This is a genomic window from Burkholderia sp. lig30 (genome assembly GCF_000687455.2).
Classification (GTDB): Bacteria; Pseudomonadota; Gammaproteobacteria; order Burkholderiales; family Burkholderiaceae; genus Burkholderia.
The window spans coordinates 15,597-26,999 of sequence record NZ_JGVW01000071.1; the positions used below are offsets into that span (position 1 = coordinate 15,597).

The 11,403-nt window shown below is 69.1% G+C and carries 12 protein-coding genes; 8 read left to right on the plus strand and 4 right to left on the minus strand.

All coding sequences use genetic code 11. The features are described from left to right. The first annotated feature begins 31 nt into the window (after positions 1–31). Positions 32–541, plus strand: a complete 510-nt coding sequence (locus tag LIG30_RS10955) for a flavin reductase family protein (RefSeq protein WP_038712043.1) — start codon at positions 32–34, stop codon at positions 539–541. Here the strand turns inward: LIG30_RS10955 and LIG30_RS10960 are convergent. After that, a complete protein-coding gene (locus LIG30_RS10960; RefSeq protein ID WP_038712045.1) occupies positions 528–1,028 on the minus strand; it encodes an Lrp/AsnC family transcriptional regulator in 501 nt (166 codons plus the stop codon). The genes LIG30_RS10955 and LIG30_RS10960 overlap by 14 nt on opposite strands. 130 nt (positions 1,029–1,158) lie before the next feature. Here LIG30_RS10960 and kynB point away from each other — a divergent pair, with 130 nt between their 5' ends. The 7 genes from kynB to LIG30_RS10995 all read left to right on the plus strand — a co-directional run bounded on the left by kynB (position 1,159) and on the right by LIG30_RS10995 (position 7,280). Further along, a complete protein-coding gene (gene kynB, locus LIG30_RS10965; RefSeq protein ID WP_038712046.1) occupies positions 1,159–1,800 on the plus strand; it encodes an arylformamidase in 642 nt (213 codons plus the stop codon). Positions 1,801–1,823: 23 nt separating this feature from the next. Beyond that, positions 1,824–3,077, plus strand: a complete 1,254-nt coding sequence (gene kynU / locus LIG30_RS10970; RefSeq protein WP_038712048.1) for a kynureninase — start codon at positions 1,824–1,826, stop codon at positions 3,075–3,077. A 79-nt stretch (positions 3,078–3,156) separates the two neighbouring features. Further along, complete coding sequence (gene kynA / locus LIG30_RS10975; protein ID WP_038712049.1) at positions 3,157–4,074, plus strand: tryptophan 2,3-dioxygenase; 918 nt, start codon at positions 3,157–3,159, stop codon at positions 4,072–4,074. A gap of 121 nt (positions 4,075–4,195) precedes the next feature. Further along, a complete protein-coding gene (locus LIG30_RS10980; RefSeq protein WP_038712050.1) occupies positions 4,196–4,657 on the plus strand; it encodes a Fur family transcriptional regulator in 462 nt (153 codons plus the stop codon). A 46-nt stretch (positions 4,658–4,703) separates the two neighbouring features. After that, a complete protein-coding gene (locus LIG30_RS10985; RefSeq protein WP_038712052.1) occupies positions 4,704–5,609 on the plus strand; it encodes a metal ABC transporter solute-binding protein in 906 nt (301 codons plus the stop codon). Next, positions 5,606–6,499, plus strand: coding sequence for an ABC transporter ATP-binding protein (locus LIG30_RS10990; protein ID WP_038712054.1), 894 nt, complete (start codon positions 5,606–5,608; stop codon positions 6,497–6,499). Before LIG30_RS10985 ends, LIG30_RS10990 begins: the two co-directional genes overlap by 4 nt. Continuing rightward, a complete protein-coding gene (locus tag LIG30_RS10995; RefSeq protein ID WP_038712055.1) occupies positions 6,492–7,280 on the plus strand; it encodes a metal ABC transporter permease in 789 nt (262 codons plus the stop codon). Before LIG30_RS10990 ends, LIG30_RS10995 begins: the two co-directional genes overlap by 8 nt. A 42-nt stretch (positions 7,281–7,322) precedes the next feature. On the opposite strand, the gene fghA is transcribed toward LIG30_RS10995, so the two are convergent. The 3 genes from fghA to LIG30_RS11010 all read right to left on the minus strand — a co-directional run bounded on the left by fghA (position 7,323) and on the right by LIG30_RS11010 (position 11,217). After that, entirely contained in the window at positions 7,323–8,183 is an 861-nt protein-coding gene (gene fghA, locus LIG30_RS11000) for an S-formylglutathione hydrolase (protein WP_152986066.1), read from the minus strand. Between the two features lie 159 nt (positions 8,184–8,342). Continuing rightward, positions 8,343–9,449 carry an S-(hydroxymethyl)glutathione dehydrogenase/class III alcohol dehydrogenase gene (locus LIG30_RS11005; protein WP_038712058.1) on the minus strand — a complete coding sequence of 369 codons (1,107 nt, stop codon included), beginning with the start codon at positions 9,447–9,449 and terminating at the stop codon, positions 8,343–8,345. Between the two features lie 232 nt (positions 9,450–9,681). Further along, positions 9,682–11,217 carry a xylulokinase gene (locus LIG30_RS11010; protein ID WP_038712060.1) on the minus strand — a complete coding sequence of 512 codons (1,536 nt, stop codon included), beginning with the start codon at positions 11,215–11,217 and terminating at the stop codon, positions 9,682–9,684. Between the last annotated feature and the right edge of the window lie 186 nt (positions 11,218–11,403).

Genomic DNA, 11,403 nt, shown 5'->3' on the forward strand with positions numbered 1-11,403 from the left:
TGCCGCACGTTTCGCCCCGGATGGCCGCCCGATGACCCGCGCCAGCCCGCCGAACTTCGATTCCGCCGCGTTCCGGGACGCGCTCGGCCAGTTCGCGACCGGCGTGACCGTCATCACGACGCGCGCGCCGTCCGGACAACTGATCGGCATCACCGCCAGCTCGTTCAACTCGGTATCGCTGAACCCGCCGCTCGTGTTGTGGAGCCTCGCGCACAAATCGGCGTCGACGCCGGTGTTCCGCGGCAACAGCCATTACGTGATCAACGTGCTGGCGGCGTCGCAACTCGATCTGTGCAAGCGCTTCGCGACCTACAAGGGCGATCGCTTCGAAGGAATCGCGCACGCGGCCGGCGACTCCGGCATGCCGGTGCTCGACGGCGCGCTCGCGTGGTTCGAGTGCCACAACCGCAGCCGCTACGACGAAGGCGACCACGTGATCTTCGTCGGCGAAGTCGAGCGCTGCGGCGTGCATCCTGACGCCGCCGGCGTCGCCCCGCTCGTGTTCCACGGCGGCGGCTTCCACAGCCTCACATCACTTTGATCGCCCCCGTGCGCGCCAGTGCCACCGGCGCGCCCGCCTCGTCCTTCAGCGTCTGCAGCACGATGTTCGAACGGATGTCCATCACGCCCGGCGCCTTGTAAAGACGGTTCAGCACGAAATCTGAATAGTGCTTGAGGTTGTGCGCGAGCACCCGCAGCAGGTAGTGGCTCTCGCCCGTCACCACGAACGCGCCGACCACCTCCGGCCATTCGCGCAGCGCCTCGGCGAAGCGCTCGTGCCATTGCGTCTGCTCGTTGCGCATCGACACCTGCACGAACGCCTCCAGCTCGAACCCAAGCTTCTCGCGGCTCAGGCAGGCGCGGTAGTGTTCGATCACCCCCTGCTCTTCCAGTAGCCGCATCCGCCGCAGACACGCCGACGGCGACAGTGAAATTCGTTCAGCCAGATCCAAGTTGCTGATACGGCCCTCCTCCTGCAGGACGGCGAGAATCCGGCAGTCGGTGGCATCGAGCGTAATCGCATGCATTTCTGGTCTCCGTTTTCCCTCTGATTCGAATTATCTGTCAATTCGGCCGTTTGTCCATGTCTATTTCGCAAGCACTTTCTGCGAGCGTCCACCTATCATGCGAAGCATCGATTCACCGTTTCGCAACAGCATGGACAAGCTCTGGGACATCTCGCCGCCGGTCGATCCCGCCACCCCCGTGTGGCCGGGCGACACGCCGGTTTCGGTCGAACGCGTGTGGCGCATCGAGGCCGGCTCGCCCGTCAACGTCGCGCGGCTGACGCTGTCGCCCCATACCGGCGCGCACACCGATGCGCCGCTCCATTACGACGTCGACGGCGCGCCGATCGGCGCGGTGCCGCTCGACACCTATCTCGGCCCGTGCCGCGTGATCCCGTGCATCGGCGCATCGCCCGTCGTGCGGCCCGAACACCTGTCGGGCGCGCTCGACGGCATCCCGCCGCGCGTGCTGCTGCGCACCTGCGAGCAGGCCAGCGTCGCGCAATGGGACCCGCATTTCTGCGCGGTCGCGCCGGACACCGTCGATCTGCTCGCCGCGCACGGCGTGCGGCTGATCGGCATCGACACGCCGTCGCTCGACCCGCAGGACTCGAAGACGATGGACGCGCACCGCCGCATCCGTGCGCACGAGATGGCGATCCTCGAAGGCATCGTGCTCGACGACGTGCCGGCGGGCGACTACGAGCTGATTGCGCTGCCGCTCAAGCTCACGACGCTCGATGCAAGCCCGGTGCGCGCGGTGCTGCGCGCGCTGCCCGCCGCCCCCCTCTGACTCACTGACCCACCCCGCTCATCATGATCAAGACCCGTGAAGACGCGCTCGCACTCGATCGCGACGACCCGCTCGCCCCGCTGCGCGAACAGTTCGCGCTGCCCGAAGGCGTGATCTACCTCGACGGCAATTCGCTCGGCGCGCAGCCGCGCGCGTCCGCCGCCCGCGCGCAAGCCGTGATCGGCGCCGAATGGGGCGAAGGCCTGATCCGCAGCTGGAACACGGCCGGCTGGTTCGCGCTGCCGCGCCGCCTCGGCAACAAGCTCGCGCCGCTGATCGGCAGCGCTCAGGACGAGATCGTCGTCACCGATACGATCTCGATCAACCTGTTCAAGCTCCTGTCGGCGATGCTGCGCCACCAGGCGCGGCACGCGCCGGCGCGCCGCGTGATCGTGTCGGAGCGCTCGAACTTCCCGACCGACCTGTACATCGCGCAGGGCCTGATCGAGCAGCTCGGCGGCGACTACGAACTGCGCCTGATCGACGACCCGGCCGACCTGCCCGGCGCGATCGGCGAGGACACCGCCGTCGCGATGATCACGCACGTGAACTACCGCACCGGCTACATGCACGACATGGCGGCCGTCACGCAACTCGTCCAGCAGGCCGGCGCGCTGATGCTGTGGGATCTCGCGCACTCGGCAGGCGCGGTGCCGGTCGACCTGAACGGCGCGCATGCGGACGGCGCGGTCGGCTGCACCTACAAGTACCTGAACGGCGGCCCCGGCTCGCCCGCGTTCGTCTGGGTGCCGGCACGCCACCACGCGCGCTTCGCGCAGCCGCTGTCGGGCTGGTGGGGCCATCGCGCGCCGTTCGCGATGCAGCCCGGGTTCGCCCCCGATCCCGGCATCGCGCGCTTCCTGTGCGGCACCCAGCCGATCGTGTCGATGTCGATGGTCGAATGCGGCCTCGACGTGTTCCTGCAGACCGACATGCCCGCGATCCGCCGCAAGTCGCTCGCGCTGACCGATGCGTTCATCGCGCTCGTCGAGTCGCGCTGCGAAGGCCACGCGCTGAAGCTCGTCACGCCGCGCGCGCATCACCAGCGCGGCTCGCAGGCGAGCTTCGAGCATCCGCACGGCTACGAAGTGATGCAGGCGCTGATCGCGCGCGGCGTGATCGGCGACTACCGCGAGCCGCACGTGCTGCGCTTCGGCTTCACGCCGCTCTATACCCGCTACGTCGACGCGTGGGACGCCGTCGAGACGCTGCGCGACATCCTCGACAGCGGTGCGTGGCGAGCGCCCGAGTTCGCCAGCCGGTCCGCGGTGACCTGATCGTCCGTGCCGGCGCGCGGCACGCGCGCCGGACAAAGCGCCATTCATTTCTGGGAGACAAGTCGTGAATTCTGGTCATATGCAGCCCCCCGGCGACGACGCGCCGGCAGGCTGTCCGTTCTCGGGCACGCGTGCGCAGCACGAAGCGTCGCACGTGCCGGGCGAAGCCGGCGAAACCGCCGCCTGGCACGACGCGCAGCTCGATTTCTCGAAATCGATGAGCTACGGCGACTACCTGTCGCTGAACACGATCCTGAACGCGCAGCATCCGCTGTCGCCGGATCACAACGAGATGCTGTTCATCATCCAGCATCAGACGAGCGAGCTGTGGATGAAGCTCGCGCTGTTCGAACTGCACGCCGCGCTCGACGCGGTCCATCGCGACGCGCTGCCGCCCGCGTTCAAGATGCTCGCGCGCGTGTCGCGCATCTTCGAGCAGCTCGTGCAGGCGTGGAACGTGCTCGCGACGATGACGCCGTCCGAATACTCGGCGATGCGGCCGTACCTCGGCCAGTCGTCGGGCTTCCAGTCGTATCAGTATCGCCAGCTCGAATTCATGCTCGGCAACAAGAATCCGCAGATGTTGCACCCGCACGCGCATCGCCCGGACCTCCTCGCGCAGGTGCGTGCGACGCTCGAGGCGCCGTCGCTGTACGACGAGGTGATTCGCCTTCTGGCGCGGCGCGGCTTCCCGATCGCGCCGGCGCGGCTCGAACGCGACTGGACGCAGCCGACGCAGCACGACGAATCGGTCGAAGCCGCGTGGCTCGAGGTGTACCGCCACCCGCAGCAGCACTGGGAGCTGTACGAGATGGCCGAGGAACTGGTCGATCTCGAGGACGCATTCCGCCAGTGGCGCTTCCGGCACATGACCACCGTCGAGCGGATCATCGGCTTCAAGCAGGGCACCGGCGGCACGAGCGGCGCGCCGTACCTGCGCAAGATGCTCGACGTCGTGCTGTTCCCCGAGCTCTGGCACGTGCGCACGACCCTGTAAGCCGCCATCGTCCGCCCGTACGCCGTCCCGGCGGCGGGCGGGCCGCCACGGCGCACGGGGACGTGCGCACGCGAACGATACGTTATATCATCACGACTCGTTCGCTCCACCGCATTGCGCCATGGCTACCTCATCGTCAATCGCCGACCGCCTGTCCCGCGCCGACGCGTTCGCCGCCGAGCACGGCCTCGCATGGACGCCGCTGCGCCGGCAGGTCTACGAGCGCGTGCTCGCCGCGCAGCGCCCGATCGGCGCTTACGACCTGCTCGCCGAACTCGAGCCGCAGCGCGGCCGGGTGCCGCCCACGACCGTCTATCGCGCGCTGGATTTCCTCGTCGAGCACGGCCTCATCCACCGGATCGAGTCGAAGAACGCGTTTTTCGCGTGCTGCGAGATCGGCCAGCCGCATGAAGGCCAGTTCCTGATCTGCGAATCGTGCGGCGAAACCGTCGAGATTCCCGGCGGAGAGCTGGCGAAGCAGCTGTCCGCGAGCCCGCCTGCGCATGGCTTCGAGGTCCACCATCAGGTCGTCGAGCTGAGCGGCCTGTGCGGACACTGCAAGACCCGGCCCGCACGGGGCTGACGCTGCCGCGCGGCCGCCGCGCCGCCCCATCCACACAAGGACATTCATGACCCTCGCCCCGATGCGCGCCCTGTCGCGTCCGTTCCGCTGGCTTGCCGCCGGCCTCGCCGCGCTGTCGCTCGCCGCGCCGGCATTCGTCCAGGCCGCGCCCGTCAACGTCGTCGCCGCCGAGAATTTCTACGGCGACGTCGCCGCCCAGATCGGCGGCGGCCGCGTCGCGGTGACGAGCATCCTCAGCAATCCCGACCAGGACCCGCACCTGTTCGAGGCCAGCCCGAAAACCGCGCGCGCATTGCAGCAGGCGAAGGTCGTGATCTACAACGGCGCCGATTACGATCCGTGGATGGGCAAGCTGCTCGCGGCGTCGAAGCAGGCCGGGCGCGCGACGATCGTCGCCGCCGATCTCGTCGGCAAGCGCGCGGGCGACAACCCGCACCTCTGGTACGACCCGGAGACGATGCCCGCCGCCGCACGCGCGATCGCCGCCGAGCTGGGCCGCGCCGACCCCGCGCACAAGGGCGAATACGACGCGAACCTCGGCAGGTTCATCGCATCGCTGAAGCCGATCGACGACAAGGTCGCCGCGCTGCGCGCACGCTACAAGGGCGCATCGGTGACCGCGACCGAGCCGGTCGCCGGCTATCTGGCCGCCGCGATCGGTCTCGACATGCGCAACCAGCGCTTCCAGCTCGCGACGATGAACAACACCGAGGCAAGCGCACAGGACGTCGCCGCATTCGAGAACGACCTGCGGAATAAGCAGGTGCGCGTGCTGATCTACAACAGCCAGGCCGAGGCGCCGATGACGAAGCGCATGCTGAAGATCGCGCGCGACGCGGGCGTGCCTGCCGTGAGCGTCACCGAGACGCAGCCGGCCGGCAAGACCTTCCAGCAATGGATGCTCGGCGAGGTCGACGCGCTCGGCAACGCGCTGTCGGCAGGCAAGCCATGAACGCCGCGTCTCACGCGCTCGCGCTCGATCACGTCACGCTCGAACTGGGCGGGCGCACGATCCTGCGCGACGTCACCTTCGCGATCGAGCAGGGCGAATTCGTCGGCGTGCTCGGGCCGAACGGCGCGGGCAAGACCACGCTGATGCGCGCGATCCTCGGCCTCGTGCCGACCGCGGGCGGCTCGCTGCGTGTCGCCGGCGAGCCGGTCGCGCGGGGCAACCCGTCGATCGGCTACATGCCGCAGATCCGCAGCGCGCTCGCGGGCCGGCGCGTGCGCGGCTACGACTTCGTCGCGATGGCGGCCGACGGGCATCGCTGGGGGCTGCCGCACGCCAGCGACGCGACGCGCCGCGACGTCGACCGCGTGCTGGATCTGGTCGGCGGCACGGCGCTCGCGCGCCGGCCGCTGTCGGAATTGTCGGGCGGCGAACGGCAGCGCCTGCTGCTCGCGCAGTGCCTGCTCGGCAGCCCGAAGCTGCTGCTGCTCGACGAGCCGCTCATCAGCCTCGATCCGAGCCACCAGCGCGGCGTCGTCGAACTGGTGCGCCGCGTGCAGCGCGAGCTCGGCATCACCGTGCTGTTCTCCGCGCACGAGCTGAATCCGCTGCTCAACGCGCTCGACCGCGTACTGTATCTCGGCAACGGGGTCGCGGCGCTCGGCACCGTCGACGAGGTGATCACGAAGCCGGTGCTGTCGCGCCTGTATGGCTCGCCGATCGACGTGATGCGCGTCAACGGCCGGATCTTCGTGATGTCGGGCGACGTGGAAGTCGAGAAACACGACCACGAGCACGAAGGCGACGACGATCACGCGCATGGCGGCGGCCACGGCCATCACCACCACGGCCACGCGCATCCTCACGACAGCGGACACGCACACGATGTTTGAATACGACTTCATGATCAACGCCTTCGCGGCGTCCGGGATCGTCGCGGTGCTCGCGGGCATCGTCGGCTATTTCCTGGTGCTGCGCGGGCAGACCTTCGCCGGCCACGCGCTGTCGCACGTCGGCTTCACCGGCGCGACGGGGGCCGTGCTGCTCGGCATCTCGCCGATCTGGGGGATGGTCGGCTTCACGCTCGCGGCGGGCATCGGCATGGGGGCGCTCGGCGAGCGGCTCGCGGGGCGCGACGTCGCGATCGGCGTGATCCTGTCGGGCGCGCTCGGCTGCGGCCTGTTGTTCCTGCATTTCTACACGTCGTTCGCGACGCAGGTGACGGCGCTGCTGTTCGGCAACGTGCTGGCCGTGAGCCACGCGACGCTCGTCACGCTCGCCGCGATCGGCGCGGTGAGTCTCGCCGCGCTCGCGACGATGGCGCGTCCGCTGCTGTTCGCGTCGCTGCAGCCGGAGCTGGCCGAGGCGAAGGGCGTGTCGCTGCGCGCCGTGTCGATGCTGTTCCTCGCCGTGTGCGCGCTCGCGGTCGCGGCCTGCACGCAGATCGTCGGGGTGCTGCTCGTGTTCACGCTGCTGGTGGGCCCGGCTGCGGCCGCGCAGAACGTGACGACGCGGCTCGGCGCGGGCGTCGCGCTCGCGGCGCTGTTCGCGCTCGGCGAGGCGTGGCTCGGCATCGTGCTCGCCTATTACACGGACTGGCCGACGAGTTTCTGGATTACCGCGTTGTCGGCGGCGGTGTATGGGACGAGTCTGGCGGGAAAGCTGCGAAGCTAGCCGCGCCGCCCGGCGATACGAGCGGCGCGGCAATCCGGTGCGTTATCCCGCCAGCACCCGCGCATGATGCGCGACGTGGTCCTCGATGAACGACTGGATGAAGTAATACCCGTGGTCGTAGCGTAGATGCCGGCGCAGCGTCAGCGGCTGCCCGGCCGCTTCGCACGCCACCTCGAACACCTCGGGATTCAACTGCGTCGTCAGGAACTGATCCGCGAGCCCCTGATCGATCAGGATGCCTTCCGCGAACTTCCGCGCATCCGCGCGCGCCACCAGCTCGCTCGCGTCATAGCGCTTCCACGTTGCGCGGTCGGCGCCCAGATACCCGGAAAACGCCTTCTCGCCCCACGGGCAGCGCATCGGCGCGGCGATCGGCGCGAACGCCGACACCGAGCGGAACACGTCCGGATTGCGCAGTGCGAGCACGAGCGCGCCGTGCCCGCCCATCGAATGCCCGAAGATGCCGAGCCGCGCGCCGTCGATCGGCAGCTCGGCGGACACCGTCGTGCGCAACTCGTCAGTCACGTACGAATACATCCGGTAATGCGTCGACCATGGCGCCTCGATCGCGTCGACGTAGAAGCCCGCGCCGACGCCGAAATCCCACGCGTCGGTCTCGCCCGGCACGCCCGCGCCGCGCGGGCTCGTGTCGGGCGCGACGAGCGCGAGGCCGTGCTGCGCCGCGTACTGCTGCGCGCCCGCCTTGATCGCGAAGGTTTCCTCGGTACAGGTCAGGCCCGCCAGATAGAACAGCGCCGGCACGCGGCCGTGCGCCGCCTGCGGCGGCAGGTACACCGAGAACTTCATCGGCAGGCCGATCGTCTTCGAGTCATGCCGGTAAAAGCGCTGCTCACCGCCGAGGCAAGCATGTGACGAAACAAGTTCAAGCATCGCTGTCCTCATGCAAAGCTGTCGATCGGTTGTCGACCGAACTTGGCGCTTTAGCGCTTAGTTCGGTCCCATGCAAAGCTGTTGGCGCTTTAGCGCTTACGCCGATCCCATGCAAGGCTGCCGATCAGAGTTGGCGCTTCAACGCTTACTCTGATTCCATGCAAGGCCCGATCAGTACAGCACGACCGAGCGGATCGATTCGCCCTTCTTCATCAGGTCGAAGCCTTCGTTGATCCGATCGAGCGGCAGCGTGTGCGTGATCAGGTCGTCGATGTTGATCTTGCCTTCCATGTACCAGTCGACGATCTTCGGCACGTCGGTGCGGCCGCGCGCGCCGCCGAACGCCGAGCCCTTCCACTCGCGGCCCGTCACCAGCTGGAACGGCCGCGTGCTGATCTCCTCGCCCGCCGCCGCGACGCCGATGATGAACGACTGGCCCCAGCCCTTGTGCGTGCACTCGAGCGCCTGGCGCATCACCTTCACGTTGCCGATGCACTCGAACGAATAGTCCGCGCCGCCGTCCGTCAGCTGCACGATGTGGTCGACCACGTTCTCGACCTCGTTCGGGTTGATGAAGTGCGTCATGCCGAACTTCTTCGCCAGGTCGACGCGCTTCGGGTTGATGTCGACGCCGATGATCTTGTCGGCGCCGACCATTCTCGCGCCCTGGATCACGTTCAGGCCGATCCCGCCGAGACCGAACACGACGACGTTCGCGCCCGCCTCGACCTTGGCCGAGTAGACCACCGCGCCGACGCCCGTCGTCACGCCGCAGCCGATGTAGCAGATCTTGTCGAACGGCGCGTCCTCGCGCACCTTCGCCACCGCGATTTCCGGCACCACGATGTAGTTCGAGAACGTCGACGTGCCCATGTAGTGGAACAGCGGCTTGCCGTCGAGCGAGAAGCGCGACGTCGCATCCGGCATCAGCCCCTTGCCCTGCGTCGCGCGGATTTTCTGGCACAGGTTCGTCTTGCGCGACAGGCAGAACTTGCACTCGCGGCATTCCGGCGTGTACAGCGGGATCACGTGGTCGCCTTTTCGCACCGTGCCGACCCCCGGACCGACGTCGACGACGACGCCCGCACCTTCATGGCCGAGGATCGCCGGGAAGATCCCTTCTGGATCGGCGCCCGACAGCGTGTAGTAGTCGGTGTGGCAAATGCCCGTCGCCTTCACTTCGATCAGCACTTCGCCCGCGCGCGGCCCTTCGAGATCGACTTCCTCGATCGTCAGCGGGGCGCCGGCCTTCCATGCAATCGCGGCTTTCGTCTTCATCGTGTGGCTCCTATCAAGTGTGTCGACGCGCGTTAGCGCTTCAGCGCTTGCTCGCGTCCCCATGCAAAGCTGACATGGCCGCGCCGCGCGTCTTCGCGCACGGCGTGGCGAAATGAAATCGCGCTCGCCATGATGGCGGTTTCACGCGCGCGCCGCGTGCGCGAAACAGCCGTCGCATTGCCCAAATGCGTCATCGGTGACGCCGGCAACGCAACGCGACAAGTGCCAGAGTTTAAACGCCCGCCGTGAACCATGCATCGACTCGCGCGTACAAGTCGTCGAAGCGTGCGCGGCGCGCATCGAGCGCCGGATCGTCGCGCGGCGCCGCGGCAGGCGACGCCGCTGGCGCCAGCGCGCGCAGGCCGTCCTCGCGCCAATGTCCCACCGCGCAGCCCGCGATCAGCGCGGCGCCTCGTGCCGCCGCATTCGGGCAATCGACCGCGTCGAGCGATGCGCCGAGCGCGTCGGCGAGCAACTGCCGCCAGCGCGGTTCGAGCGAGCCGCCGCCCGCGAGCCGGAGCGCCGCGACCGGCATGCGCGTCGCGGCGCCGCTCGCCGCGCGCCTGTCGGCCAAACCCGCACTCGCCGGCCGATCGCCCGCCGCGCCTTCACCGGACGCGCATGCGATTTCCTCAGCCACGTCCGCCGCGCGTATCGCGTCGAGCCCGGCGCGCAGCGCGAACGCGACGCCTTCGAATGCCGCGCGCATCATCGCGCCGCGGGTGTCGCCGAGCCCGAGGCCGAGCCAGCCGCCGCGCGCGTCCGGGTTCATCCACGGCGAACGCTCGCCCGTCAGATAAGGCAGGAAGCTGAGCCGCCCGGACAGCGGCTGCGCGAACGCGTCGTCGTAGGCCGCAGGCCAGTCCGGATAGCCGAGCCAGCCGCGCACCGTTTCGAGCGCAAGCCCGACGTTCTGCATCGCCGCCATCGTGTAGTACGCGCCGCCCGTCGCCGCGCGATAGCGATGCAGGCCACGGCGCGCTGTCGGCAGGCGCTCGGCGAGCACGACGATCTGCCCGCCGCTGCCGGTCGTCAGCAACGCGTCGCCGTCGGCAAACAGGCCGCTGCCGAGCGCCGCGCACGCGGTATCCGCCGCGCCGGTCGCAAGCGGCACGCCGGCCGGCAGGCCGAGCGACTGCGCGGCGTGCGCGCCGAGCGCCCCGCACACCGCCGTCGACGCGCGCACCGGCGCGAACAGATCGCGGCGCAGGCCGAATGCGTCGAGCAGCGTGGCATCCCATTCGCCGGCGGGCGTCGCGAGCGCGGTCGCGCACGCATCGCTCGGATCGGCCGCGATCTCGCCACCGAGCGCGACGCGCAGCCAGTCCTTCGGCTGCACCGCCCAGCGCGCGGCGCGCAACGCCGCCGGCTCGTGCGCGGCGAGCCAGCGCATCAGCGGGCCGGCCATCCCCGGCGCGACCGGGTTCGGCGCATCGGGCCAGTCTCCGGCATCGGCGAGCCTGGCCGCGCGCGTGTCGGGCCAGAGCAGCGCCGGCCGCACCGGCTGGCCGCACGCGTCGATCAGCACGACGCCGTGCATCTGCCCCGCGCATCCGATCGCCCGCACTTGCGCCCGCTCGTCGGCGGGCAGGCGCGCGGCGGCGCGCACGAGTGCCTGCCACCAGGTGTCGGGCGCGGTTTCCGCCCAGCCGGGCTGCGGCGATGACAGCGCATACGGCTCGCTCGCGACCGCCCGTTCGACGCCGCGCGCGTCGAGCGTCACGAGTTTCACCGAGCCGGTGCCGAGATCGATGCCAAGCAGGCGCATTTGAGAGAGTCGTCCGGAAACAGAAAGACAAATGATATCGGGACGCGCACGCCGCGCCCGATTCGTCCCCGGAAACGCGTGTTCGCGGGGGTCGGCCTACGGACTAATCCGCCGGGTGATGTTCCGGATGCCGATTCGCGATCACGCGGATTCGGCGGCACCGTCCATGAAGCGGCGGATAGGTGG

Coding starts and splice junctions, on each gene's coding strand:
- kynU (WP_038712048.1), top strand. CDS start 1,824: ATGATCAAGACCCGTGAAGACGCGCTCGCACTCGATCGCGACGACCCG.
- LIG30_RS10980 (WP_038712050.1), top strand. CDS start 4,196: ATGGCTACCTCATCGTCAATCGCCGACCGCCTGTCCCGCGCCGACGCG.
- LIG30_RS10985 (WP_038712052.1), top strand. CDS start 4,704: ATGACCCTCGCCCCGATGCGCGCCCTGTCGCGTCCGTTCCGCTGGCTT.
- fghA (WP_152986066.1), bottom strand. CDS start 8,183: ATGAGGACAGCGATGCTTGAACTTGTTTCGTCACATGCTTGCCTCGGC.
- LIG30_RS10955 (WP_038712043.1), top strand. CDS start 32: ATGACCCGCGCCAGCCCGCCGAACTTCGATTCCGCCGCGTTCCGGGAC.
- kynA (WP_038712049.1), top strand. CDS start 3,157: ATGCAGCCCCCCGGCGACGACGCGCCGGCAGGCTGTCCGTTCTCGGGC.
- LIG30_RS10960 (WP_038712045.1), bottom strand. CDS start 1,028: ATGCATGCGATTACGCTCGATGCCACCGACTGCCGGATTCTCGCCGTC.
- LIG30_RS11005 (WP_038712058.1), bottom strand. CDS start 9,449: ATGAAGACGAAAGCCGCGATTGCATGGAAGGCCGGCGCCCCGCTGACG.
- kynB (WP_038712046.1), top strand. CDS start 1,159: ATGGACAAGCTCTGGGACATCTCGCCGCCGGTCGATCCCGCCACCCCC.
- LIG30_RS11010 (WP_038712060.1), bottom strand. CDS start 11,217: ATGCGCCTGCTTGGCATCGATCTCGGCACCGGCTCGGTGAAACTCGTG.
- LIG30_RS10990 (WP_038712054.1), top strand. CDS start 5,606: ATGAACGCCGCGTCTCACGCGCTCGCGCTCGATCACGTCACGCTCGAA.
- LIG30_RS10995 (WP_038712055.1), top strand. CDS start 6,492: ATGTTTGAATACGACTTCATGATCAACGCCTTCGCGGCGTCCGGGATC.